The sequence below is a fragment of the Streptomyces sp. NPDC104307 genome, from assembly GCF_055584045.1.
In genome coordinates this window covers 710,495-736,555 of record NZ_JBVJMU010000002.1, presented here as the reverse complement: position 1 = coordinate 736,555, position 26,061 = coordinate 710,495, and the positions used below count along the sequence as shown (strand labels likewise).

Here is a 26,061-nt window from a genome sequence, read left to right as displayed (position 1 = left end):
CGGGTAAAGGCCTGGGAATGCCTGGAGCTATGCCAGAAGGCGAGCGATTTCCCGGGTGAGCGGTCCGCGCAGCTCCGGTGCGTCGACCCGCTCCAGCCGGACATCCGTGCAGTCGACCCAGGAGGCCGCCTCGACCAGCGCCTCCGCCATCGGCGGCACGGCCTTCGGTCCCGCCAGGGACACCTGCCGGGCGACCAGCGTCGTCCCCTCGCGCGCCGGGTCGACCCGGCCCTGGAGCCTGCCGCCCGCCAGCAGGGGCATCGCGAAGTAGCCGTGGACCCGCTTGGGCTTGGGGACGTAGGCCTCCAGCCGGTGGGTGAAGGCGAAGATCCGCTCGGTGCGCGCTCGCTCCCAGACCAGCGAGTCGAACGGCGACAGCAGCGTCGTACGGTGCCGGCCGCGCGGCTCGGAGGCCAGCGCCGCCGGATCGGCCCAGGCCGGCTTCGTCCAGCCCCGCACCGCCACCGGCACCAGTCCGGAGTCCGCGACCACCGCGTCGAACTGCTCCGCCTTGAGCCGGTGGTAGTCGGCGATGTCCGCGCGGGTGCCCACGCCCAGCGACTGCCCGGCGAGCGCCACCAGCCGGCGCACGCACTCCGCGTCGTCCAGATCGTCGTGGAGCACGGAGGCGGGCAGGGCGCGCTCCGCGAGGTCGTAGACCCGCTTCCAGCCGCGCCGCTCCGTGCACACCACCTCGCCGTACATCAGGGCCCGCTCGACGGCGACCTTCGAGGCGGACCAGTCCCACCACTCCCCGCCGTTGTTCGCACCGCCCAGCTCCGTGGCCGTCAGCGGTCCCTCGGCGCGCAGCTGCTTGATGACCGTGTCGTACGCGCCGTCCGGCAGGTCGTGGTGCCACTGCGGGCGGGCGCGGTAGGCGCGGCGGCGGAAGGCGAAGTGCGGCCACTCCTCGACCGGCAGGACGCACGCCGCGTGCGACCAGTACTCGAAGGCGCGGCCGCCCGACCAGTACGCCTCCTCGACCGGGCGCCGGCCGACCGCGCCGAGGCGCGCGTACGGGATCAGCTCGTGCGACCGCGCGAGCACCGAGATCGTGTCGAGCTGGACGGCGCCGAGATGCCGCAGCACGCCCGGCACCCCGGCCCGGCGGTCCGGGGCGCCCAGGAAGCCCTGGGCGCGCAGGGCGATCCTGCGGGCCTGATCGGCGGAGAGTTCGACTGCGGGAGGCTGCACGGGCGTCATGCCTCGAACCCTAGAGGGCGGCACTGACACTCCGGTCCGGCCCTCGCGGTACTCACGGGCGGGCGGGGGCGCTCGCCGGAAGGTAGGCGCAGGTCCCCGGCAGCCCGAGGTCGGACGGGAGCAGCGCGCCGGTCCACGTATCGCGTCGCACCCCCTTGTTGAGCAGCCCGGAGCGCTGATCGCCCTCCATGAGGAAGCCGGCCCGCAGCGCCACGGCCCGTGAGGGGACGTTGCCCGTCTCGGCCCGCCACTCCAGCCGGTCCCCGCCGAGCGAGGTGAAGGTCCAGTGGGCGGCGCGGCGGACCGCTTCCGTCATGTAGCCGCGGCCGCGATGCTCCCCGGCGGCCCAGAAACCCACCTCGTAGGTGCCCGGCTGGCTGCCGCGGTTGATGCCGAGCGCACCGGTCAGCGCCCCGCCGTCACGCAGTACGACGGCGAAGTTGTACATGGAGTCGTTTTGCCAGCCGGTGGGCGAGAACTGGCCGGTGAAGAGCTCCGCGTCGGTGCGGCTGTACGGCGAGGGGACGACCGTCCAGCGTTGAATGTCAGGGTCCTGACAGGCGGCGTACACCTCGGCCGCGTCGTCCGGGGTGAAGGGGCGCAGCAGCAGACGGTCGGTGGTGAGGGTGATCGGTTCCATGTACGGATTCTGCTGACCGGCCGGGGCGGAGGGCGAGCACTTTTCGCCCTTCCCGGCACCTTCGGAGCCCTTCGTCCGTTGATCCGGGAGGGCACTGCGAGCTCAAGGCGGTGGCAGCCCTCCCGGCGCGGCGGGGTCCTCGCTTACGATGGCCGTTGCGGTGGGGCCCACCTGCCGTGCCCGCGCCAGAGTCCATAACACGACCCAGTGCCAGGCCCGACCGGCAAGGAGACCAGCCTCAGTGTCCGTCTTCAACAAGCTCATGCGTGCAGGCGAAGGCAAGATCCTGCGCAAACTGCACCGCATCGCGGACCAGGTCAGCTCCATCGAAGAGGACTTCGTCAACCTCTCCGACGCCGAGCTGCGGGCGCTCACCGACGAGTACAAGGAACGGTACGCGGACGGCGAGAGCCTGGACGACCTGCTTCCCGAAGCATTCGCGACCGTCCGTGAGGCCGCCAAGCGAGTCCTCGGACAGCGCCATTACGACGTTCAGATGATGGGCGGCGCAGCCCTGCACCTCGGCTATGTGGCCGAGATGAAGACCGGTGAGGGCAAGACCCTGGTCGGCACGCTGCCCGCGTATCTCAACGCGCTCTCCGGCAAGGGCGTGCACCTGATCACGGTCAACGACTATCTGGCCGAGCGTGACTCGGAGATGATGGGCCGGGTCCACAAGTTCCTCGGACTGAGTGTCGGCTGCATCATCGCCAACATGACTCCGGCCCAGCGCCGCGAGCAGTACGGCAACGACATCACGTACGGCACGAACAACGAGTTCGGCTTCGACTACCTCCGCGACAACATGGCGTGGTCGCAGGACGAGCTCGTGCAGCGCGGTCACAACTTCGCGATCGTCGACGAGGTCGACTCGATCCTGGTCGACGAGGCCCGTACGCCGCTGATCATCTCCGGTCCCGCCGACCAGGCCACCAAGTGGTACGGCGACTTCGCCAAGCTGGTCACCCGGCTGACCAAGGGCGAGGCGGGCAACCCGCTCAAGGGCATCGAGGAGACCGGCGACTACGAGGTCGACGAGAAGAAGCGGACCGTCGCGATCCACGAGCCCGGTGTCGCGAAGGTGGAGGACTGGCTCGGCATCGAGAACCTCTACGAGTCGGTGAACACCCCCCTCGTCGGGTACCTCAACAACGCGATCAAGGCCAAGGAACTCTTCAAGAAGGACAAGGACTACGTCGTCATCGACGGCGAAGTCATGATCGTCGACGAGCACACCGGCCGTATCCTCGCCGGCCGCCGCTACAACGAGGGCATGCACCAGGCGATCGAGGCGAAGGAAGGGGTGGACATCAAGGACGAGAACCAGACCCTTGCCACGATCACCCTGCAGAACTTCTTCCGCCTTTACGGCAAGCTCTCCGGCATGACCGGTACGGCGATGACCGAGGCCGCCGAGTTCCACCAGATCTACAAGCTCGGCGTGGTGCCGATCCCGACCAACCGGCCGATGGTCCGGGCCGACCAGTCGGACCTGATCTACCGCACCGAGGTCGCGAAGTTCGCCGCCGTCGTCGACGACATCGCGGAGAAGCACGAGAAGGGCCAGCCGATCCTGGTCGGCACCACCTCGGTCGAGAAGTCCGAGTACCTCTCGCAGCAGCTCTCCAAGCGCGGTGTGCAGCACGAGGTCCTCAACGCCAAGCAGCACGACCGGGAGGCGCCGATCATCGCGCAGGCCGGCCGCAAGGGCGCCGTCACGGTCGCGACGAACATGGCCGGCCGCGGTACGGACATCAAGCTGGGCGGCAACCCCGACGACCTGGCCGAGGCCGATCTGCGTCAGCGCGGACTCGACCCGGTCGAGCACGTCGAGGAGTGGGCGGCCGCGCTGCCGGCGGCGCTGGAGAAGGCCGAGCAGGCGGTGAAGGCCGAGCACGACGAGGTCAAGGACCTCGGCGGGCTCTACGTCCTGGGCACCGAGCGGCACGAGTCGCGTCGTATCGACAACCAGCTGCGCGGTCGTTCCGGCCGTCAGGGCGACCCGGGCGAGTCCCGCTTCTACCTGTCGCTGGGCGACGACCTGATGCGCCTGTTCAAGGCGCAGATGGTCGAGCGCGTGATGTCGATGGCCAATGTGCCGGACGACGTCCCGATCGAGAACAAGATGGTGACGCGGGCGATCGCGTCGGCCCAGTCGCAGGTCGAGCAGCAGAACTTCGAGACGCGTAAGAACGTCCTGAAGTACGACGAGGTGCTCAACCGGCAGCGTGAGGTCATCTACGGCGAGCGGCGCCGGGTGCTTGAGGGCGAGGACCTCCAGGACCAGATCCGTCACTTCATGGACGACACGATCGACGACTACATCCGCCAGGAGACGGCGGAGGGGTTCGCCGAGGAGTGGGACCTGGACCGGCTGTGGGGCGCGTTCAAGCAGCTCTACCCGGTGAAGGTCACGGTCGTCGAGCTGGAGGAGGCCGCCGGGGATCTCGCCGGGGTCACCGCCGAGTTCATCGCGGAGTCCGTCAAGGACGACATCCACGAGCAGTACGACGAGCGTGAGAAGACGCTCGGCTCCGACATCATGCGCGAGCTGGAGCGGCGTGTGGTGCTGTCCGTGCTGGACCGCAAGTGGCGTGAGCACCTCTACGAGATGGACTATCTCCAGGAGGGCATCGGCCTGCGGGCCATGGCGCAGAAGGACCCGCTGGTCGAGTACCAGCGCGAGGGCTTCGACATGTTCAACGCCATGATGGAGGGCATCAAGGAGGAGTCCGTCGGCTACCTGTTCAACCTGGAGGTCCAGGTCGAGCAGCAGGTCGAGGAGGTGCCGGTGGAGGACTCGGCGGCGACCTCGCTGACCAAGGAGGACGCCGTTCCGGCGGCGCGTCCGGAGATCCGGGCGAAGGGGCTCGACGCTCCGCAGCGTCCCGACCGGCTGCACTTCTCCGCTCCCACGGTGGACGGGGAGGGCGGTGTCGTCGAGGGCGACTTCTCCAATGTCGACGGTGACGCGGTTGGTGCGGGTGCGGGTGCGGGGGCCGGGGGTGAGTCCGACGGGCTTACTCGGGCTGAGCGGCGCAAGGCGCAGAAGAGTGGGGGCGGTGGGCGGCGCCGCAAGAAGTAGCGTGCGCTGATCGCTGGATCTGACTACGGCCGGGGCCGGGCACCGATTGGGTGTCCGGCCCCGGCCGTTCTGTTGTGGCGGGGTGGCGGTGGGGCGCGCCTGCGGCGGGCCTTGTCCCCTCCCCGCCCCTTCCCGTAACCGGGGCTCCGCCCCGGACCCCGCTCCTCAATCGCCGGAGGGGCTGGGAGGGGGTTTCTGTCCCGGGCTCCGCTCCTCAAGCGCCGGAGGGGCTGGGAGGGGGCCGGAGGGGATGGAAGCGGGTAGGAGAGGTGGAGGTGAAGGGTTCGGATGGTGGGTGTGTGGGCCTGTGCGGGGCCGTGAGGGCTCTGTGGCGGTCTGTGGGTATGGATTGATGGTGAGGTCAGCGATCGGGCCCGCACGGGCCGGTGGCGGGCTTCTCCGGTGCGCGCGGGTCGGTGGTGGACTCCTCTCGTCAGGGGTGGCGGGCCGGGGTGCTGCCCAGCTCTACTGCGGCGCAGCGCCAGCGGAGGTCGGGGCCCTGTTCCAGGCGGAAGGCCATGGCCCGGACCTGTTCGCCCGCCGCGATGCTCGCGCACGCCTCCACCACCCCGGGGGCCGGCTGGGCGCCCCGGCACATGCGGATCACCGGGCGGGCACCATGGCTCCTGAGTGGTGTGGCGGGGGCCAGTTCGGCCAGCTGGTCGTAGGCCTCGCCGATGGTGTGGCCGAGCATCCAGTGGACGGGGCGCTGGCCGCTGAGGACGGCCAGGAGACGTTCCGCGAACCACTGGTGGGGGCGGACGCGCCGGGGTGTCCGGAGGCGTTGCGAGGGGACGGTCTCGGGCCTGCGTGCGTCGTGCCGTCCGGCGGGCCGGGTCCTGTTCATGGTCACTGCTCATCGCCCCCGTGCTTCAGAGGCCCGGCAAATACCGGGCGGTAACTTCTGCTGTGGACCTTCTACGGGGGCGGCGGACCGGCCGCAAGCGTCCGAGGGCGCGGAAGAGTGGGCCCGGAATTCACCTATCCGAGTGGTGGACCCGGTACGGAGCGGGGAGCGGGGACGGGGCGGGCAGGGTGAGTGGCGGTTGCCGGGTGGACGGGACGGGGCCCGTACAGGTAACCCCAAAGGGGGACGCCGCACGTATCCTGAGGGCGTCTCCGACTACGAAAGCGGCCAAGCCATGCGCGTGTACGTCCCCCTGACCCTCTCCGGTCTCGCAGCGGCGCACCGGGCGGGCGAACTGGGCCCCGGCCCGCTCACCGCCTACGCGGTGACCCCCGGGCTGCGCGAGTGGTACGTCTCCGACGACATCGAGGAGCTGGAGTACGCGGCGCTCAACCGGGCCGCGTCCGCCTCGCTGCGGCTGATCGCCGGGGACCCCGGCGCCGCCCGCCGCCGTGTCGTCGTCGCGGTCGATGTACCGGACGGGGACGCGGTCGCCGACCCGGATCACATCCTGGACGCCTCCTCGCTCGGTGAGGTCACGATCGCCTCCGCGGTGGCGCTGGCGAAGGCGGCCGCGGTGCACGTCGACTCGGACGAGGCCGACAAGGACGTCACGGCGGCCGCGGCCGCGCTGGGAGCGGCGGACCTCGGTGACGACGACGCCCAGTTCACGGTGGACGGCGCGGAGGACCACGAGCTGCTGTGGTTCGGGATCCAGGAGATTCCCAACCTGATCGGCTGAGGGGAGGCCGGCGGGCCACTGCTTCGCCGGTTGTCGGTGGCTGCGGGTATTTTTCTTGGCATGGGGACGCAGGGGAAATACCGCACACATCTGGTCTGGGACTGGAACGGCACACTGCTCGACGACAACCTCGCGGTCGTCGGCGCGACCAACGCCGCCTTCGGGGAGGTCGGCGTGGCGCCGATCACCCTGGAGCAGTACCGGGAGATGTACTGCATACCGATACCCCGGTTCTACGAACGGCTGATGGGCCGGCTGCCCACCGAGACCGAGTGGGACCGGATGGATCTGGTCTTCCACCGCCACTACACCGAGCAGCGCGGCGGCTGCGGGCTGACGGCGGGGGCCGCGGAGCTGCTCTCGCAGTGGCAGCAGGCCGGCCGGAGCCAGTCCCTGCTGAGCATGTACGGGCACGACGAGCTGGTCCCCGTGGTGCGGGGATACGGCATCGAGCCCCGTTTCGTGCGCGTCGACGGCCGTACCGGGCGCTCCGGCGGCAGCAAGGCGCAGCACATGGAGCGGCATTTCGCGGCGTTGGGCGGGATATCTCCGGAGCACGCGGTGATCATCGGTGACGCGGTGGACGACGCGGTGGCCGCCGCCCACGTCGGTGCGAGAGCGGTGCTCTACACCGGCGGTTCGCACAGCCGGACCAGCCTGGAGGCGGCCGGGGTGCCCGTCGTGGACACCCTGGCCGAAGCGGCGGCCCTGGCCGAGCAGCTCGTCGCGTAGGAGCCTGCGGGAGCAGACGGGAGCAGACGGGAGCAGCAGCGGCAGGAGTGGTGGGGGAGTCGCGGCGACGCCCGCGTGGTCGTCGTCAGGCGATCGGGGCCTTCGCGCGGAGCACGGTGAGGAACTCACGCATCCAGGCCGAGTGGTCCGGCCAGGCGCGCGACGAGACCAGAGTGCCGTCCACCACGACCTCGGTGTCCTGGAAGGCGGCTCCGGCCGACTCCATGTCCGGTTCCAGCGCGGGATAGGCCGTGACCCGGCGGTCCTTGAGCGCGCCCGCCGCGGCCGTCATCAGCGGGCCGTGGCAGATCTGGGCCACCGGGCGGTCCGTGTCGAAGAAGGCCTTGAGGATCTCGCGCAGCCGGGCGTCGTTGCGGAGGTACTCGGGAGCGCGCCCGCCCGGGACGACCACGGCCACGTAGTCGTCCGGGTCGACGTCCGCGAAGGCCAGGTCGGCGGGCCAGGTGTAGCCGGGCTTCTCCGTGTAAGTGTCGAAACCCGGCTCGAAGTCGTGCACCACGAAGCGGAGCGTCTTGCGGGTGGGGGCGGCGATGTGGACCTCGTACCCCTCCTCGCGCAGCCGCTGGTACGGGTAGAGGACTTCGAGGGACTCGGCGGCGTCGCCGGTGACGATGAGGATCTTCGGTGCCATGGCGGGACTCCCACGGTTCGTCGGCCGGTGCCGGATGCCTGTTCCGGATGCCGGTGCCGGATGCCGGTGCCGGATGCCGGTGCCGGACGCCTCTTCCGGGTACCGGTTCCGGTTACCAGAGTGCGACACACCGGCGCGATGCGCTGTCCAGAGTGTCAAAGTCTGGGGCTTTCTTTTGTACACATCCGGCTCGTGACGGTTACCGGGGCGGGGGAGATAGCCTGGACCCCGTGATCAGCGCGATAGCCCTCGGGGGCAGTGAAGCCCCCGGCCTTCGCCCGGAGTGCCACAGCACCCGGGCCCCGACTGATCCCCTCAGCCCGGCCCGACTGCCAAAAATGGCCAATAAGGTCCCGGGCGTCTCTCATAGCGGCATAGCGTCGACTCAGACCGGAAACCCCGTGTCGTGGCGGTACGTCGTCTTTTTCACCTACGTCACGCAACGGCGCGCGACAGGAGCCAGAGGACATGCAGACCAAGCTGGACGAAGCCAAGGCCGAGCTGCTCGCACGGGCCGCCAAGGTAGCTGACAACAGCCCGGGCGGTGGTGTCGATGGCCCGGGGGGTACCCCCCGGGTGCACGTTGCGGCCACCGGGGCCGACAACGGCGACGGGGCCGGGCAGGAGCGTTCCGGCCGGGACGTACTGCTCGCCTACCTCCAGCGCTACTACCTCCACACCGCTCCGGAGGACATCGGCGGCCGGGACCCGGTCGACGTCTTCGGCGCCGCCTCCTCGCACTACCGGCTGGCGGAGGACCGCCCGCAGGGCACGGCGAACGTCCGGGTGCACACCCCGACCGTCGAGGAGAACGGCTGGACGTGCACGCACACGGTCGTCGAGGTCGTCACGGACGACATGCCGTTCCTGGTCGACTCCGTCACCAATGAGCTGTCCCGCCAGGGGCGCGGCATCCACGTCGTGATCCACCCGCAGGTCATCGTCCGCCGAGATGTGGCCGGCAAGCTGATCGAGGTCCTCACCCACGGCGCCGGCGTCTCGACCGGTCCCCAGAACGGGCGCAAGAACGCCAAGGGGGCCAAGGACGCCAAGGCCGAGCTCCCGCACGACGCGCTCGTCGAGTCCTGGATCCACGTCGAGATCGACCGCGAGTCCGACCGCGCCGACCTCCAGCAGATCCAGTCCGACCTGCTGCGCGTGCTGTCCGACGTACGGGAGACCGTCGAGGACTGGGAGAAGATGCGGGACGCCGCGCTGCGCATCGCCGACGACCTGCCCGGCGAACCGCTCGACGACCTCGCCGACGACGAGGTGAACGAGGCCAGGGAGCTGCTGCGCTGGCTCGCCGCCGACCACTTCACCTTCCTGGGCTACCGCGAGTACGAGCTGAAGGACTCCGACGCGCTGGCCGCCGTACCCGGCACCGGCCTCGGCATCCTGCGCTCCGACCCGCACCACACCGAGGACGAGGCGCACCCGGTCAGCCCCTCCTTCGACCGGCTGCCCGCCGACGCCCGCGCCAAGGCCCGGGAGCACAAGCTCCTCATCCTGACCAAGGCGAACAGCCGGGCGACCGTGCACCGCCCCAGCTACCTCGACTACGTCGGCGTGAAGAAGTTCGACGCCGAGGGCAACGTCATCGGTGAGCGCCGCTTCCTCGGACTGTTCTCGTCCGCCGCCTACACCGAGTCCGTGCGCCGGGTGCCCGTCGTCCGCCGCAAGGTCGCGGAGGTGCTGGAGGGCGCGGGCTTCTCGTACAACAGCCACGACGGCCGCGACCTGCTCCAGATCCTGGAGACGTACCCGCGCGACGAGCTGTTCCAGACGCCGCCCGACCAGCTGCGCTCCATCGTCACCTCGGTGCTCTACCTCCAGGAGCGGCGCCGGCTCCGGCTCTACCTGCGCCAGGACGAGTACGGGCGCTACTACTCCGCGATCGTCTACCTGCCGCGCGACCGGTACACCACCGGCGTACGCCTCCGGCTGATCGACATCCTCAAGGAGGAGTTGAACGGCACCAGCGTCGACTTCACCGCCTGGAACACCGAATCGATCCTCTCCAGGCTGCACTTCGTCGTCCGGGTCGCCCCCGGCAGCGAGCTGGCCACCCTCACCGATGCCGAGGCCGACCGCATCGAGGCCCGGCTCGTCGAGGCCGCCCGCTCCTGGGCCGACGGGTTCCAGGAGGCGCTGAACGCCGAGTGCGGCGAGGAGCGCGCCGCCGAGCTGCTGCGCCAGTACGGGCACTCGTTCCCCGAGGGCTACAAGGCCGACCACTCGGCGCGCGCCGCCGTGGCCGACCTGGTCCGCCTCGAAGCCCTCAAGGAGAACGAGCGGGACTTCGCCCTCAGCCTGTACGAGCCGGTCGGCTCCGCCCCTGGCGAGCGCCGCTTCAAGATCTACCGGACCGGTGAGCAGGTCTCCCTGTCCGCCGTCCTCCCGGCCCTCCAGCGCCTCGGCGTCGAGGTCGTCGACGAGCGCCCGTACGAGCTGCGCTGCGCGGACCGCACGCACGCCTGGATCTACGACTTCGGGCTGCGGATGCCGCAGGCCACCGGCAACGGCGGTTACCTGGCCGACGACGCCCGGGAGCGGTTCCAGGAGACCTTCGCCGCCGTGTGGACCGGCGAGGCCGAGAACGACGGCTTCAACGCGCTGGTGCTGAGCGCCGGTCTGAACTGGCGGCAGGCGATGGTGCTGCGCGCCTACGCGAAGTACCTGCGCCAGGCCGGATCGACCTTCAGCCAGGACTACATGGAGAGCACTCTCCAGAACAACGTCCACACCACCCGGCTGCTGGTCTCGCTCTTCGAGGCCCGGATGTCGCCGGAGCGCCAGAGCGCGGGCACCGAGCTGACCGACGGGCTCCTCGAAGAGCTCGACGGGGCCCTGGACCAGGTCGCCTCGCTGGACGAGGACCGGATCCTGCGGTCCTTCCTCACCGTCATCAAGGCCACCCTGCGCACCAACTTCTTCCAGCGCGCGGACAGCGGCAAGCCGCACAACTACGTGTCGATGAAGTTCGACCCGCAGTCCATCCCGGACCTCCCGGCCCCGCGCCCGGCGTTCGAGATCTGGGTCTACTCGCCCCGGGTCGAGGGCGTCCACCTGCGGTTCGGCAAGGTCGCCCGCGGTGGTCTGCGCTGGTCGGACCGGCGCGAGGACTTCCGTACGGAGATCCTCGGACTGGTCAAGGCACAGATGGTGAAGAACACCGTCATCGTGCCGGTCGGCGCCAAGGGCGGCTTCGTCGCCAAGCAGCTCCCCGACCCGGCCGTCGACCGCGACGCCTGGCTTGCCGAGGGCATCGCCTCGTACCGCACCTTCATCTCGGCGCTGCTCGACATCACCGACAACATGGTGGCCGGCGAGGTCGTGCACCCCAAGGGCGTCGTCCGGCACGACGAGGACGACACCTACCTCGTCGTCGCGGCCGACAAGGGCACCGCGAAGTTCTCCGACATCGCCAACGAGGTCGCCGTCGCGTACGGCTTCTGGCTGGGTGACGCGTTCGCCTCCGGCGGCTCGGCCGGCTACGACCACAAGGGCATGGGCATCACCGCCCGGGGCGCCTGGGTCTCCGTCGAGCGGCACTTCCGGGAGCTCGGCCACGACACCCAGACCGAGGACTTCACCGTCGTCGGCGTCGGTGACATGTCGGGTGACGTGTTCGGCAACGGGATGCTGCTCTCCGAGCACATCCGGCTCGTCGCGGCCTTCGACCACCGGCACATCTTCATCGACCCGAAGCCGGACGCCGCCGTCTCGTACGCGGAGCGGCGCCGTCTCTTCGACCTGCCGCGCAGCTCCTGGGCCGACTACAAGAAGGAGCTGATCTCCGCGGGCGGTGGCATCCACCCGCGCAGCGCCAAGTCGATCCCGGTCAACGCGCACATCCGCGAGGCCCTCGGCATCGAGTCGGGAGTCACCAAGATGACGCCCGCCGACCTGATGCAGGCGATCCTCAAGGCGCGCGTCGACCTGCTGTGGAACGGCGGCATCGGTACGTACATCAAGTCCTCCGCCGAGTCGAACGCGGACGTCGGTGACAAGGCCAACGACGCGATCCGCGTCAACGGCGAGGACCTGCGGGCCAGGGTCGTCGGTGAGGGCGGCAACCTCGGCGCCACCCAGCTCGGCCGGATCGAGTTCGCCCGTACCGGCGGCCGGATCAACACCGACGCGATCGACAACAGCGCCGGCGTCGACACCTCCGACCACGAGGTGAACATCAAGATCCTGCTCAACGGTCTGGTGCGGGACGGCGACATGACCGTCAAGCAGCGCAACAAGCTGCTGGCCGAGATGACCGAGGAGATCGGCCACCTGGTGCTGCGCAACAACTACGCGCAGAACACGGCGCTCGCCAACGCGGTCGCCCAGGCGCCCTCGCTGCTCCACGCCCACCAGCGCTTCATGCGCCGGCTGGGCCGCGACGGACATCTCGACCGGGCCCTCGAATTCCTGCCCGCCGACCGGCAGATCCGCGAGCTGCTCAGCGCCGGCAAGGGGCTCAGCCAGCCCGAGCTGGCCGTGCTGCTCGCCTACACGAAGATCACCGCGGCGCAGGAGCTCATCGGAACCAGCCTGCCGGACGACGCGTACCTGCAGAAGCTGCTGCACGCCTACTTCCCCCGGCAGCTGCGCGAGCAGTTCCCCGAGGCGGTCGACGGGCACGCGCTGCGGCGCGAGATCATCACCACGGTGCTGGTCAACGACACGGTGAACAGCGGCGGATCGACGTTCCTGCACCGCCTCCGGGAGGAGACCGGCGCCTCGATCGAGGAGATCGTGCGGGCGCAGGTCGCGGCCCGCGAGATCTTCGGGCTCGGCCGGGTGTGGGACGCCGTGGAGGCGCTCGACAACCGGGTGCACGCCGATGTGCAGACCCGGATCAGGCTGCACTCGCGGCGGCTCGTCGAGCGCGGTTCGCGCTGGCTGCTCGGCAACCGGCCGCAGCCGCTGGAGATCGCCGGGACGATCGACTTCTTCCGGGCCGGGGTCGAGCAGGTCTGGGCCGAGCTGCCCAAGATGCTGATGGGCGCCGACCAGGAGTGGTACCGGTCGATCCTGGACGAGCTCACGGAGGCGGGTGTCCCGGACGAGCTGGCGCAGCGCGTCGCCGGATTCTCGTCCGCCTTCCCAGCGCTCGACATCGTGGCGATCGCGGACCGGACGGGGACGGACCCGCTGTCCGTCGCCGAGGTGTACTACGACCTCGCGGACCGGCTGTCCATCACCCAGCTGATGGACCGGATCATCGAGCTGCCGCGGGCCGACCGCTGGCAGTCGATGGCCCGTGCCTCCATCCGCGAGGACCTGTACGCGGCGCACGCGGCGCTCACGGGTGACGTGCTGAGCGTCGGTTCCGACTCGGCGACGCCGCAGGAGCGGTTCGAGGCGTGGGAGGAGAAGAACGCGGCGATCCTGACGCGGTCGCGCTCCACGCTGGAGGAGATCCAGGGGTCGGACGCGTTCGACCTGGCGAACCTGTCGGTGGCGATGCGGACGATGCGGACGTTGCTGCGTACGCACGTGTAGCGGTGCGGGGGTGAGGCGAGGCGGTTGCCGGGGCGGACCCGGTGGCCGCCTCGTCCTCAATCGCCGGACGGGCTTGGGGTGTCCTCAAGCGCCGGACGGGCTGAAAAGATGTCCTCAATCGCCGGACGGGCTTGAGAGGGCTCGGGCGGGCTTGGGAGCCCGGGTGGGGTGAGGGGGCCGGGGCGGGCTTGGGAGCCCGGGTGGGGTGAGAGGGCCGGGACGGGCTTGGGAGCTCGGGTGGGGTGAGAGGGCCGGGACGGGCTGGGGGCTCGGACGGGCTTGGGGCGGGGGTTACTTCTTCTTGGTGAACTTCTCGTAGGCGGCGACCACTTCCTTCGCCGGGCCGTCCATCCGCAGCGTTCCCGCCTCCAGCCAGATCGCCCGGTCGCACGTCTCGGTGATCGACTTGTTGTTGTGGCTCACCAGGAAGACCGTGCCGGCCTGCTGGCGCAGCTCGATGATCCGGTCCTTGCTGCGGCGCTGGAACTTCGCGTCGCCCGTGGACAGCGCCTCGTCGATCAGCAGGACGTCGTGGTTCTTGGCGGCGGCGATCGAGAAGCGCAGCCGGGCGCCCATGCCGGAGGAGTACGTGCGCATCGGCAGGGTGATGAAGTCGCCCTTCTCGTTGATGCCGGAGAACTCCACGATCTCCTCGTAGCGCTCGCGGATCTCGGCGCGGGTCATGCCCATCGCCAGTCCGCCGAGTACGACGTTGCGCTCGCCCGTCAGATCGCTCATGAGCGCCGCGTTCACCCCGAGCAGCGAGGGCTGGCCCTGGGTGTGGACGCGGCCCCTGGTGGCGGGCAGCAGTCCGGCGATGGCCTTCAGCAGCGTCGACTTCCCCGAGCCGTTGGAGCCGATCAGGCCGATCGCCTCCCCCTTGTAGGCGGCGAAGCTGACCCCCTTCACGGCGTGCACCTCGCGCACCCCGGGGGACTGCCGGCGTGAGGCGAGCCGGCTGAGGGCGGAGGTGGCGCTGCCCTTGCCGGTGCGGGCGCCGTTGACCTTGTACGTGATGTGGACGTCGTCGACGACGACCGTCGGTACTCCGGGCGAAGTGCTGTCAGCCACGTCCGTAACTCTCCTCTGCCTGCCAGAAGTAGATGAATCCGCCCACGCCGCAGACCAGCGCCCAGCCCGTGGCGATGAGCCACACGTGCGGGGGCAGCTGACCGCCGTCGAAGCTGTCGATGAGCGCGAACCGCATCAGGTCGATGAAGACAGCGGCCGGATTGACCTCAAGGGCCAGCTTCACCGCGTGCGGTACCCGGTCGCCCTGGAGCATCGTGCCGATGCTCCACATGACGCCCGAGGCGTACATCCAGGTGCGCAGGATGAACGGTGTCAGCTGGGCGATGTCCGGGGTGCGTGCGGCGAGCCGGGCCATGACCATCGAGATGCCGGTGTTGAAGACGGCCTGGAGGGCGAGGGCCGGCAGCGCCAGCAGCCAGGAGGGCTGCGGGTACTGGCCGAACACCAGCAGGATCAGCACCAGCGCGCCCAGCGAGAAGATCAGCTGCTGGAGCTGTTGCAGGGCGAGCGCGACCGGCAGTGAGGCGCGCGGGAAGTGCAGGGCCCTGACGAGCCCGATGTTGCCGCTGATCGCGCGGGTGCCCGCGGTGATCGAGCTGCTGGTGAAGGTCCAGATGAAGACGCCGGTGACCAGGAAGGGCACGTAGTCGGGGACGCCGTGCTTCGTCTTCATCAGGACGCCGAAGATGAAGTAGTAGACCGTCGCGTTGAGCAGCGGGGTCATGATCTGCCAGATCTGGCCGAGCTTCGCCTGGCTGTACTGGGCGGTCAGCTTGGCGGTGGCGAACGCCGTGATGAAGTGCCGCCGCCCCCACAGCTCCCGTACGTACGCGGGAAGGGAAGGCCGGGCGCCGCTCACGGTCAGTCCGTGCCGGGCGGCGAGGGCGGCGAGCTCTCCCGGCGCGTACACGGGAAGGGACGCGGCCGGCGGGGTGACCACCGGGGTCGCCGGGACTGCTGGGGTCGCCGGGGCCGCCGGGGCTGTTGTCTGGCTCACCACGATCGCTTTCGTCGAGGGGCAGGAACACACGAGCGACGGGACGCAACCGTATCGTCGCAACGCCGAGGGTAGGACGCCACGACGTCGCAACGCAACCGTTTCGTCGTGACGGACTATGATTCGGGCCATGACCACCGCCCCGGGAAGCCGCCGCCGTGCCCCCGCCGGAGCCGCCGTGCTGCGCGAGGACGTGACCGACGCGATCCGCAGCGCGGTCTTCGAGGAGCTGGCCGCGGTCGGGTTCGCCCGGATGTCCATCGAGGGCATCGCCCGGCGCGCGGGCGTCGGCAAGACCGCGGTCTACCGCCGCTGGAAGTCCAAGCTGCACCTGGTCCTGGACCTGGTCTCCGCCGTCGCGGTGCAGGGCATGCCCGCCCCGGCCACCGGCTCGCTGTACGGGGACGTGCGCGCCGTGCTCGAACTGGCCGCCTACGCCCTGCGCCACCCGCTCGCCTCCCAGGTCATCCCGGACCTGCTCGTCGAGGCGGCCCGGAACCCGGAGATCTCCGCCACCATCAAGGCCGCCCTGCTCGACCCGCAGCAGGGCATCGCCGCCGTCGTCGTACGGGACGCGGTGGCGCGCGGGGAACTGCCGGAGGACACCGACCCCGACCGCGCCCTCGACCTGATCGTCGGCCCGCTCTACTGGCGCCTCGCGGTGGTCAGGGGCGAGCTGCCCGCCGGGTACCTGGACGATCTGGCGACTTCGGCCGTGGCCGCGCTCACCCGCTGAGCGCGGGCCCAAGGGCGGTACCCGCACACCCGGGCGAAGTCCCGTACGGGCGTCCCAGCGCGTTTTTCGGGGGCCCCCGGCCATCCGCTAGTGTGGTTGGCGGGCCGCCCCACCGTGCCTTCCGGAGCATGCGGAGCGTGCTCCAGGACCGTCCGGGCAAAGCCCCAGGCACGGCCGTCACACCCCGAGCGGCCTTGCTCACGGGGCGAGCGCGGGGCAGGCGTAGTCACTCGTTCGGGACCGTAACCGGTGACCCCCGACCGTATTCACGGTTGAGCCATACGGACAGCCAGGCCCCCGATGAACGGACGTGCTCAACATGCCGCCACGGCTCAGTGTCGTTGTCCCCGTCTATAACGTGGAGCTCTTCCTGACGGACTGCCTGCGGTCCCTCGCGGAGCAGACCATGGCAGACCTTGAGGTGGTGATGGTCGACGACGGGTCCACCGACGGCAGTGCGGCACTGGCCGCCGAGTTCGCCGCGCGGGACGACCGCTTCCGGCTGGTGAGCCAGCAGAACGGCGGGCTGGGGCACGCCCGTAACACCGGTGTCCGCAACTGCGACCCGGAGAGCCGCTACCTGGCCTTCGTCGACAGTGACGACATCATCCCGCCGAATGCGTACGAACTGCTCGTCGGGGCGCTGGAGGAGACCGGCTCCGACCTCGCGTCCGGCAACGTGCTGCGGCTGCGCGCCAACGGCAAGCTCCAGCAGTCGCCGATGTTCCGCAAGCCGATGGCGATGACGCGGATGCGCACCCACGTCTCCCGCGACCTGGATCTCCTCGGGGACCGGATCGCCTGCAACAAGGTCTTCCGCCGCTCCTTCTGGGACAAGCACGAGTTCGCCTTCCCGGTCGGCGCGCTCTACGAGGACATCCCCGTCGTGCTGCCGGCCCACTTCCTGGCCGGCTCCGTCGACATCGTGAAGGACCCCGTCTACCACTGGCGGGACCGGCCGGGCTCGATCACCACCAGCCGGGCCGTCGTCCGAGGCGTCCGCGACCGGGTCGCGCACGTGCAGGGGGTCTCCACCTTCCTGGCGGAGAACCGCCCGGCCGCCGACAAGAACCACTACGAGGCACACGCCTTCGCCAACGACCTCTGGTACTTCATGGAGGTCCTCCCCGACGGCGACGCGGACTACCGCGAGGCCTTCCTGACGCACTGCAACGCGTTCATCGACCAGGTCGACCCGAAGGTCCTGGACGGACTCCCGCTGCGGCTGCGCGTGATGTGGTACCTGGTGCGCGAGCACCGCATGGAAGAGCTTCTCGCGCTGCTCACCTACGACAAGCGCGAGCCCGGTGCCTTCGCCGTACGCGGCGTGCGCCGCCGGCAGGCCGCGTACCCCGTACTGAAGCAGCCGGTGCCGGCCCCGGTGCTGCGCGTGGCCGACCGCGACCTCCCGCTCGCCGCCCGGCTGAGGGACGCCCAGTGGCGCGACGGCAAGCTGCACCTCACGGGGTACGCCTACGTCCGCAACCTGCCCGCGGGTTCGGGCCCCGGCGAGTTCCGGATCGGCTGGCTGCGGGCCGGCCGGCGCAACGTGGTGCCGCTGCGGCTGCGCAGGACAGCGGAGCCGGAGGCCACCGCCCGCTCCCGGCAGAGCCTGCACGACTACGAGCGCGCGGGCTTCGAGGCGGTCATCGACCCGGCGAAGCTCCGCATCGCCGCCGACGGCAAGCCCAGGCAGCGCAGCTGGAACCTGGAGATCGGCGTCGCCAGGAACGGACTGCTGCGCCGCGCCTTCCCCTCCGTCCGCGAGGCCACCGTGGCACCGCCCGTCTACCGTCCGGACGGTGACCACCGCATCGCCCCGGCCTTCGACGGCGACAAGCTGGTCCTGCACGCGGAGCGCATCGACGCCCGGTTCGAGACTCACCACGCGGGCGACACCGCCTCCACCGTCCTGGTGTCCGGCATGGTCCGCGACCGCCTCGCCAGGGGCGAGCTGCGGCTCGGCCTCACCCACAAGGCCACCGGCGCCGCCTGCGACTTCCCGGTCACGGTGGGCGAGGGCGCCGAGTCCTCGGCTGCCGGCTGGCGCCGCTTCACCGCCGAACTCCCGCTCGCGGCCCTCACGGAGGCCCGCCCCGCAGCGGACGACACGCCGAACAACCTCGGCTACAGCGTCCACCTCGTCGGCCCCGAGGACCGGCGGACGCCGATCGACGTGCCCGGACCGGTGCTGCCCGGTCGCTACCCGCTCGACGACGGCGAGGACGGCGCACGCCGCGAGCTCGCCCTCGTCACGAGCTCGCGCGGGAACCTGCTGATCAGCGACCGGACCGTGCAGCCCCACGTCGAGCTGGCCGGCTGGACCGACGACGGGCGGCTCCTCCTGGAGGGCACGTTCCCCGAGGACCGCGCACACCCCGTCGAGCTGGTGGTCCAGAACAGCGCTCACCGCGAGGAGACGACCTTCCCGGTCGAGTTCTCCGGAGACGAGGACGCCCGGCGCTTCCGTGCCGAACTGCGCCCCGACGCCGTCGAGGGACCCGGCGGCCAGCTCCCGCTGAGCGAGGGCAACTGGTACTTCTTCTTCCGCGAGAAGGGCGCGGCCGACGAGAGCGGCGACATCGCGCTGCGCATCCCCGCCGCCGCCTTCCGTACCCTGCCCGCCACCCGCACCCTCACCGGCCGCGACTACACCATCGCGCGGCGCTACGGCGACCAGCTCCTGGTGGTCTCCGCCCCGGTGCTCGACGCCTCCGAGCGCGGCCCGCGCGCCAAGAAGCTGCTCAGCGACGCCTATGCCGCGCAGCGCACCGCGCCGCTGCGCGAGGCCGCCCTGTACAGCACCTTCGACGGCCGTCAGTTCTCCGACTCGCCCCGGTCGGTCTACGAGGAACTGGTCTCCAGGGGAGCCGAGTTGGAGCACCTGTGGGTGGTGCGCGACCAGCAGGCCATCATCCCCGCGGGCGCCGTCGCCGTGGAGCACGGCTCGGCCGCCTGGCACGAGGCGCTGGCCCGCAGCCGGTACGTCGTCACCAACACCCAGCTGCCCGAGTGGTTCCTGCGCCGCGAGGACCAGACCGTCGTCCAGACCTGGCACGGCACCCCGCTCAAGCGGATCGGCCTGGAGCTCGCGGGCACGGTCCAGGCGAACGCCGCCTACATCGACACGCTCAAGCAGCGCGCCCGGCAGTGGAGTTTCCTGGTCTCCCCGAACACCTTCTCCACCCCCGTCCTGCGCCGCTCGTTCGGCTTCGAGGGCGAGGTCCTGGAGTGCGGCTATCCCCGCAACGACCTCTTCCACGCCGCCGACCGGACGAAGGTCGCGGAGGCGGTACGGGAGCGGCTCGGGATCCCCAAGGGCAAGCGGGTCGTGCTGTACGCACCGACCTGGCGCGAGGACCAGCAGCTGGGCGGCGGACGCTACTCGCTGGGCCTCCAGCTCGACCTGGCCGCCGCGGAGCGCGAACTGGGCGCGGACACCGTGCTGCTGGTGCGCCGTCACTACATGGTCACCGACCGGCTCCCGGACAGCGGCACCGGATTCGTCCGGGACGTCTCGCGCTACCCGGACGTCGGCGAGCTGATGCTGATCAGCGACGCGCTGGTCACCGACTACTCCTCACTGATGTTCGACTTCGCCCAGACCGGCCGTCCGATGCTGTTCCACACCTACGACCTGGAGCACTACCGCGACACGCTGCGCGGATTCAGCTTCGAATTCGAGGAGCGTGCCCCCGGCCCGCTGATCCCGGGCTCCGAAGAGCTGATCGAGGCCCTGCGCGACCCGGTCCGGGCCATCGCGGGACACGCGGAAGCGTACGAGGCATTCAAGCGGGACTTCTGCGACCTCGACGACGGCCGCGCGACCGCCCGGGTGGTCGACCGGATGCTGTAGTTGTAGTCCGCGCGAAACGCCGCCGACCGTATGTCATGGTCGGCCCCTGCGCCCGGCCGGTACCCGTACCGGCCGGGCACAGGCATGTGGTGAACCCCCGGGAGGTGCCACGGCGAACGGAATTCGGCGTACGGACCGTGCGAACTGATTGAACCGTTCGGGTGATTCGGCGTTTCCGGTGTTTGCACCGGCGCGCGGTGCATTCGAGCCGTGCGCCGTAATAGTGTGCTCATCGGTGCGTTGCATAGCGTCGCCGGGTTGCTACGTTCTGTTTTCATGGGTATCCGAATGCGGTGCGAATCCTGGGACGTGCGACGCGCAAGAGCCGTAGTGCTCATTGCCGCGGCCGTCGGCCTGCTGACTCGCATGGTCATCGCGGCGAATTCGCCGGGCCCGGCCGACGTGCGCATCTTCGCGGGATTCGCCAAGGCGGTCACCGTGTACGGCCCCATCCGGATCTACGAGCACCCGCTGCCCGGACTGCCCGTCTACAACCACCCGCCCCTGGCCGGCTGGATGCTGCTCGGTCTGAACGGTCTTTCCGAACTCGGAATGTCGTTCGCCACGCTCATCCGTTCACCCGCCTCCCTCGCGGATTTCTGCTGCGCGATTCTCGTGTTCGAGATCGTCCGGCGGCGGGCCGCGCAGAAGACGGCGGTGCTGTGCGGTATCGGAGTAGCCCTCAGCCCGGTACTGATCGCCACCTCCGGCTATCACGGCAATACCGACGCCGTCGCCATCGCGTTCGCGCTGGCCGCGGCCCATCTGCTGGCCGACCGGAAGTCACCACTGGCCGCCGGGGTGGCCGCGGCGCTCTCGATCAGCGTCAAGTTCGTCCCGGTGGTGGTGATCCCGGCGCTGTTCGTCGCCGCGCTGCGCGGCGGCCGGCCGGTGCTGCTCCGCTTCGCCGCCGGATTCGGCGCACTGTTCGCGCTGGTCTGGGGGCCGGTCCTGGTGACCGTGCCGCTGCAACTCAAGGAGAACGTCCTGGAGTACGCGGGCAGCGGCTACCGGCTCTGGGGGCTCGTCCGGTTCGCCGACGTACTCGGGCTGCCGGAGTCCGTCATCACCTTCATGCAGGGCGGCGGCCACTTCCTCTTCGTGCTGGTCTGCGTGGCCGCCGGGGTCTGGCTGGCGTGGCTGCGGCCCGCGCAGCTGCCCGGGGTCGTCGCCGTCACGCTGGGCCTGCTGCTGCTCCTGTCCACCGCCTCCGGCCTCCAGTACCTGACCTGGGCGGCCGCCGGAACGTTCGTTCTCGGGTGGTGGGAAGGGCTCGCGTACAGCTGTGTGGCCGGGCTGACGGCCGTCCTCGGCTACAGCGGGCGCTCCGCGGTGCGCTGGAGCGAGCCGGTGCTGGAGCTGGGCGCCGCCGGATGGATCGTCCTCGCGGCCGGCCTGGCCACCGGCGTCCGCCACATCCTCGCCACTAGGGCCTGTCGTCAAACTGCCGTCTGCCGCGCGACGCCATGCACGCACTCTCACCGCACCGGCCCCAGACCCCCAGTACGTCCAGTACAGGGGCCTGGGGCCGGCACGCCGAGAGCACGCACCTGACGCCGCCCGGCCGCCCTTCGGGCAACGACGGCAGTTCGACGACAGGCCCTAGGCCGGACACACCCCCCGTCGCCTGCCCGCCGCTCGCCGGCCCCCGTACGTCGCAGCGTTCCGGTACCGCCGTCAACTGACCGCGCACACCGGGGCCACAGCCCCCTCACCGACCTGTTCCCTACCCCAGCAACGAGCACCGAGCGCAACTGGAGAACGCCCCGTGAAGGAAAGCCCGAGTCCCAGGATCGGCATCCTGGTGGTCGCGTACAACGCGGAGACAACGCTGGAGAAGACCCTCGACCGAATTCCGGAGGATTTCCGGTCCAGGGTCGACGAGATTCTCATTCTCGACGATGCCAGTCACGACGCGACCTTCACCGCAGGCTGCCGCTGGTCGCAGGCGGAGGGAATGCCGCGCACCGTGGTGATGCGGCACACCAAGAACCTCGGATACGGCGGAAACCAGAAAGCCGGATACGCACTGGCGGCCGCACACGGACTGGACATCATCGTGCTCCTGCACGGCGACGGACAGTACGCCCCGGAACTGCTCCCCGAAATGGTCGCACCCATCGAACGCGGCGAGTGCGAGGCGGTGTTCGGGTCCCGGATGATGAAGTCCGGGAACGCACTCAAGGGCGGTATGCCGCTCTACAAATGGCTCGGCAACCGCATTCTCACCCGGCTGGAGAACGGCCTCCTCGGATCGCGGCTGACCGAATTCCACTCCGGATACCGCGCCTACAGCGTCGAGGCCCTCAAGAAGCTGCCGGTCGACCGGAACACCGACGCCTTCGACTTCGACACCCAGATCATCGTCCAGCTGTTCGACGCGGGAATGCGGATCAAGGAGATCCCCGTGCCCACGTACTACGGCGACGAGATCTGCTACGTCAACGGCATGAAGTACGCCAAGGACGTCGTCAAGGACGTTCTCGAATACCGCCTGGCGGTCAAGGGGTTCGGCACCTGCGCCTGGATCCCGAAGCCCGTCGAGTACGCCTTCAAGGAGGGCGACGGCTCCTCGCACGCGGTCATCCTGGAGAAGATGCGCAAGCTGCCCCCCGGCCGGGTCCTGGACCTCGGCTGCTCCGGCGGCCTGTTCGCACAGCGCCTTGAGGCACTCGGCCACGAGGTGACCGGGGTGGACTTCGTCGAGGTGCCCGGAGTGCGCGAGAAGTGCACGTACTTCCACCTCGCCAACCTGGAGGAGGGGCTGCCGCCCGAGGTCGGCACCGACTTCGACTACGTCGTCGCCGGAGACGTCATCGAGCACCTCTCCCGCCCGGAACGAGTGCTCACCGAGGTCGCCACCGTGCTCAGGCCCGGCGGCCAGGTGCTGCTGTCCGTGCCGAACTTCAGCCACTGGTACTCACGGATGCGGGTCGCGATCGGCGCCTTCGACTACGACCGCCGGGGCATCCTCGACGAAACGCATCTGCGCTTCTTCACCCGGGCCAGCCTGCGCCGCACGGTACGCGCCGCGGGCTATGACGTCCTGGACATCGCCTCTACGGGGGCGCCGTTCTGGTCACTGCTCGGGCGCGGCCCGCTCGCGGCGGTACTCGGCGGTCTTTCGAGGCTGCTGACCCGGATCCGGCCGACGCTGTTCGGCTATCAGCACGTCGCACTGCTCACCCCGCATGCGGCCGAGACGATCATCGCTGGAGAGCACGTCGATGTTCAGGACATCCTCAACCGACAGTACGTCCCCGCCGACCGGGTCGGCGTCTGAGGCGACCATCCCCCCGCCCACCGCAGCCCACGCGTCCGAGAACCCGGCCGCCGCCGTCAGGAGCAAGGTCTTGTCCCTTCCCAGTCTGATGCTGCTGCTGTTCGCCGTGTTCTCGTCGGCGGGCGGCCAGATCATGCTCAAACACGGGATGAAGGGCGCCGCGGCCGCCGCCGGGGAGCACGGTGGCTCCGTCGCCCTGCGGGCCGCCACCAGCCCCTGGGTGGTCGTCGGCCTGGTGATCTTCGCGGTCTCCGCCCTCGCCTGGATGTCCACCCTGGCCAAGGTGCCGCTCTCCATCGCGTACCCGTTCAACGCGCTCGGCTACCTCCTGATCGTGGGCGCCGGGGCGACCGTGCTGCACGAGCGGACCTCGGTGTGGACCTGGGGCGGCTCCGCGCTCGTGGTCGTCGGCCTCGCCACGGTCATGGCGGGCCAGCAGCGCTGAGCCCGCCCGTGCATGCCGAAGGGCCCGCCACCGGAACGCTCCGGTGGCGGGCCCTTACGATCCGGGGCGGGTCAGGCCGTGCCGGGCGCGGGCTCCTCGCCCAGGATGACGCGGCGCACCACGCGCTCGGCGGCGCGGCCGTCGTCGTACGGGCAGAACCGCTCGCGGAACGCCTTCAGCAGCGCCTCGTTCGCCGGGCTGTTCCAGCCGCCGTCGGTGAACGCCCGCGCCAGCTCGTCCGTGGTCGTCGCGACGGCGCCCGGGGTCTCGCCGGGCTTGCCGGACAGCAGGTCGAAGACGACACCGCGGACTGTGCGGTACGTCTCCCAGTCCGGGGCGTGCACCACGATCGGGCGGTTCAGGTGCGCGTAGTCGAACATCACCGACGAGTAGTCCGTGATCAGCGCGTCGGCGGCGAGGCAGAGGTCCTCGATCCGGGGGTGGTCGCTGACGTCGATGATCTGCGGCATCTCCGGGAGGCCGGCGCCGCCGTAGAAGTAGTGCGCGCGCACCATCACCACGGTGTCCGGGCCCACGGCCGCGCAGAACCGCGCCAGGTCGAGACGGCTGGTGAAGCCCGCCTCGTAGTCGCGGTGGGTGGGCGCGTACAGCAGGGCGCGCTGCCCCGGGCGGATGCCGAGGCCCTCGCGGATCGTCTCGATCTGCTCCCGCGTCGCCGTCGCGAAGACGTCGTTGCGCGGGTAGCCGGTCTCCAGCGAACGCGCGGCGCTCGGGTAGGCGCGGGACCACACCTCGGTCGAGTGCGGGTTGGCGGAGACGCTCCAGTCCCAGCGGTCGACCCGCTTGAGCAGCCGGTCGAAGTTGAGCCCCTGGGCGGCCGCCGGATAGTTCTGCTGGTCCATCCCCATGATCTTGAGCGGGGTGCCGTGGTGGGTCATCACGTGGATCTGACCCGGGCGCTTGACCAGGTGGTCCGCGAAGTTGACGTTGTTGAAGAAGTACGTGGCACGGGCCAGCACCGACCAGTAGCGGCGGGTGCCGGGCACCACGTAGTCGATGCCCTTCGGCAGCGAGTCCACCTGGTTCTTCGACACCACCCAGACCCCGTGCACATCGGGGGCCAGCTCCTGGGCCTTGCGGTAGATCGCCTCGGGGTTGCAGCTCACGCCGCGGTTCCAGTAGGCCGCGTAGACGGCGAGCTTCGGGTCCAGCGGAAGCCTGCGCTGCGCCTTGTAGTAGCGCGCGGTGAACGACTTCTTCGCCTTGGCCCGTGCCGTGGAGGGCGCCGAGCGCAGGCCGCGGCGGGTGGCCAGGGCCGTGTCCAGGGCGCCGAGCGCGGCGTACTTCCCGCCGCTCATCAGCTGCGGCCGGAGCCCCTTCGCGCCGCCCGGGAACGTGAAGCCGTCGGGGCGGTGGGCGCTGTGGAACGCGGCGACGGCGCTCACGTACTGCCTGCGGCGCTTGGTCACCGTCGGGTACGCGGACAGCAGCTCCTGGACGGCGCGGTCGAAGAGCAGTCCGCGTACGGGGCTCAGGGCCGGGCGCGCCTCGACGGAGGTCATCAGCTCCCCGTACGCGTCGATCAGCTCCAGCGGCGTCGTGCCGGCGGTGGGCTCCGCCTCATCCGCCAGGCCGGGCAGGTAGCGCTGCTGGCGGTGCTCGACGCAGGCGGTGCCCAGGGTGGCGACGGAGCCGGCGACGGCGAGCGTCAGGAGCGCGTACATGCGCTCACCGTGCGGGCCGGGGCCGAAGGACAGGCTCTCGCGCTCGGCGACGGTGCGGCGGACCGCCCGGTTCCAGGAGACGGGCGCGATGTCCAGGAGGTCCTTGCGCTCGGCCAGGGTGTGCGGGCCCGCCGGCATGCCGCTCAGCAGCTCCAGCGACCGGGTCGTCCGGGTCTTGCCCCGGAACGGGCGCTTGCGGTGGCCGAAGACCAGCACATCGGGGTCGCCGGTGGCGTCCAGCCGGTCCACGATCTCCCGCAGCGCGTTCGGCAGGTAGATGTAGTGACCCTCCAGGAACAGGAGGTAGTCCCCGGTGGCCTGCCCGGCACCGGCGTCGCGCCGGCCGTGGGCTCCCACGCCCGCAGGCAGGTGGATGGCCCGGACCCGGCTGTCGAGCGCGGCGAACTCGTCCAGCACGAGCCCGGAGCCGTCCGGAGCGCCGTCTTCCACGCCGATCACCTCGATGTCCGTGAAGGACTGCGAGAGCACCGATTCCAGGCACTCGCGCAGGCTTCCTCGGGCGCGGCGGACGGGGATGATGACACTCAGCCGGGGCATACAGAC

General features: G+C 70.3%; 16 protein-coding genes. 9 read left to right on the top strand and 7 right to left on the bottom strand.

Going from position 1 to position 26,061, the window contains the following annotated elements; all coding sequences use genetic code 11:
* Nucleotides 1-27: 27 nt before the first annotated feature.
* On the bottom strand, nucleotides 28-1,203 hold the full coding sequence (locus ACZ601_RS09940) for a winged helix-turn-helix domain-containing protein (RefSeq protein ID WP_469535205.1): 1,176 nt from the start codon (nucleotides 1,201-1,203) through the stop codon (nucleotides 28-30).
* A 52-nt stretch (nucleotides 1,204-1,255) separates the two neighbouring features.
* Nucleotides 1,256-1,843 (bottom strand): GNAT family N-acetyltransferase, encoded by a 588-nt coding sequence (locus tag ACZ601_RS09935; protein WP_469535202.1) that lies wholly within the window; start codon nucleotides 1,841-1,843, stop codon nucleotides 1,256-1,258.
* 241 nt (nucleotides 1,844-2,084) lie between these two features.
* Between ACZ601_RS09935 and secA the strand changes: the two genes are divergently transcribed.
* Nucleotides 2,085-4,928: a preprotein translocase subunit SecA gene (gene secA, locus ACZ601_RS09930; RefSeq protein ID WP_469535200.1), complete on the top strand. Its 2,844-nt coding sequence runs from the start codon at nucleotides 2,085-2,087 to the stop codon at nucleotides 4,926-4,928.
* A 433-nt stretch (nucleotides 4,929-5,361) separates the two neighbouring features.
* On the opposite strand, the gene ACZ601_RS09925 is transcribed toward secA, so the two are convergent.
* Complete coding sequence (locus ACZ601_RS09925; protein WP_469535197.1) at nucleotides 5,362-5,781, bottom strand: Rv3235 family protein; 420 nt, start codon at nucleotides 5,779-5,781, stop codon at nucleotides 5,362-5,364.
* 289 nt (nucleotides 5,782-6,070) lie between these two features.
* Here ACZ601_RS09925 and ACZ601_RS09920 point away from each other — a divergent pair, with 289 nt between their 5' ends.
* Together ACZ601_RS09920 and ACZ601_RS09915 are read left to right on the top strand one after the other, a co-directional pair.
* On the top strand, nucleotides 6,071-6,577 hold the full coding sequence (locus ACZ601_RS09920; protein ID WP_073738147.1) for a DUF6912 family protein: 507 nt from the start codon (nucleotides 6,071-6,073) through the stop codon (nucleotides 6,575-6,577).
* Nucleotides 6,578-6,637: 60 nt separating this feature from the next.
* On the top strand, nucleotides 6,638-7,309 hold the full coding sequence (locus tag ACZ601_RS09915) for an HAD family hydrolase (RefSeq protein WP_469535194.1): 672 nt from the start codon (nucleotides 6,638-6,640) through the stop codon (nucleotides 7,307-7,309).
* A gap of 85 nt (nucleotides 7,310-7,394) precedes the next feature.
* On the opposite strand, the gene ACZ601_RS09910 is transcribed toward ACZ601_RS09915, so the two are convergent.
* Complete coding sequence (locus ACZ601_RS09910) at nucleotides 7,395-7,961, bottom strand: DJ-1/PfpI family protein (RefSeq protein WP_440575714.1); 567 nt, start codon at nucleotides 7,959-7,961, stop codon at nucleotides 7,395-7,397.
* A gap of 468 nt (nucleotides 7,962-8,429) precedes the next feature.
* Between ACZ601_RS09910 and ACZ601_RS09905 the strand changes: the two genes are divergently transcribed.
* Nucleotides 8,430-13,463: an NAD-glutamate dehydrogenase gene (locus ACZ601_RS09905; RefSeq protein WP_469535190.1), complete on the top strand. Its 5,034-nt coding sequence runs from the start codon at nucleotides 8,430-8,432 to the stop codon at nucleotides 13,461-13,463.
* 291 nt (nucleotides 13,464-13,754) lie between these two features.
* Here the strand turns inward: ACZ601_RS09905 and ACZ601_RS09900 are convergent, their stop codons facing one another.
* Together ACZ601_RS09900 and ACZ601_RS09895 are read right to left on the bottom strand one after the other, a co-directional pair.
* The gene (locus ACZ601_RS09900; RefSeq protein ID WP_390092898.1) at nucleotides 13,755-14,534 is read right to left on the bottom strand and encodes an ABC transporter ATP-binding protein; all 780 of its coding nucleotides are present in this window, start codon (nucleotides 14,532-14,534) and stop codon (nucleotides 13,755-13,757) included.
* Nucleotides 14,527-15,435 (bottom strand): ABC transporter permease, encoded by a 909-nt coding sequence (locus ACZ601_RS09895; protein ID WP_107421855.1) that lies wholly within the window; start codon nucleotides 15,433-15,435, stop codon nucleotides 14,527-14,529. The genes ACZ601_RS09900 and ACZ601_RS09895 overlap by 8 nt, the downstream gene beginning before the upstream one ends.
* A 175-nt stretch (nucleotides 15,436-15,610) precedes the next feature.
* Between ACZ601_RS09895 and ACZ601_RS09890 the strand changes: the two genes are divergently transcribed.
* The 5 genes from ACZ601_RS09890 to ACZ601_RS09870 all read left to right on the top strand — a co-directional run bounded on the left by ACZ601_RS09890 (nucleotide 15,611) and on the right by ACZ601_RS09870 (nucleotide 23,812).
* A complete protein-coding gene (locus tag ACZ601_RS09890; RefSeq protein WP_440575712.1) occupies nucleotides 15,611-16,228 on the top strand; it encodes a TetR/AcrR family transcriptional regulator in 618 nt (205 codons plus the stop codon).
* Nucleotides 16,229-16,538: 310 nt separating this feature from the next.
* Nucleotides 16,539-20,084 (top strand): bifunctional glycosyltransferase/CDP-glycerol:glycerophosphate glycerophosphotransferase, encoded by a 3,546-nt coding sequence (locus ACZ601_RS09885; RefSeq protein WP_469535185.1) that lies wholly within the window; start codon nucleotides 16,539-16,541, stop codon nucleotides 20,082-20,084.
* A 330-nt stretch (nucleotides 20,085-20,414) separates the two neighbouring features.
* Nucleotides 20,415-21,638 carry a glycosyltransferase family 39 protein gene (locus ACZ601_RS09880; RefSeq protein ID WP_469535182.1) on the top strand — a complete coding sequence of 408 codons (1,224 nt, stop codon included), beginning with the start codon at nucleotides 20,415-20,417 and terminating at the stop codon, nucleotides 21,636-21,638.
* Between the two features lie 214 nt (nucleotides 21,639-21,852).
* Nucleotides 21,853-23,367 (top strand): methyltransferase domain-containing protein, encoded by a 1,515-nt coding sequence (locus ACZ601_RS09875; protein WP_440575709.1) that lies wholly within the window; start codon nucleotides 21,853-21,855, stop codon nucleotides 23,365-23,367.
* Nucleotides 23,368-23,437: 70 nt separating this feature from the next.
* Complete coding sequence (locus ACZ601_RS09870; RefSeq protein ID WP_390092905.1) at nucleotides 23,438-23,812, top strand: DMT family transporter; 375 nt, start codon at nucleotides 23,438-23,440, stop codon at nucleotides 23,810-23,812.
* Between the two features lie 71 nt (nucleotides 23,813-23,883).
* Here ACZ601_RS09870 and ACZ601_RS09865 read toward each other — a convergent pair whose 3' ends face one another.
* Entirely contained in the window at nucleotides 23,884-26,055 is a 2,172-nt protein-coding gene (locus ACZ601_RS09865) for a bifunctional glycosyltransferase/CDP-glycerol:glycerophosphate glycerophosphotransferase (RefSeq protein WP_469535178.1), read from the bottom strand.
* Nucleotides 26,056-26,061 lie beyond the last annotated feature (6 nt).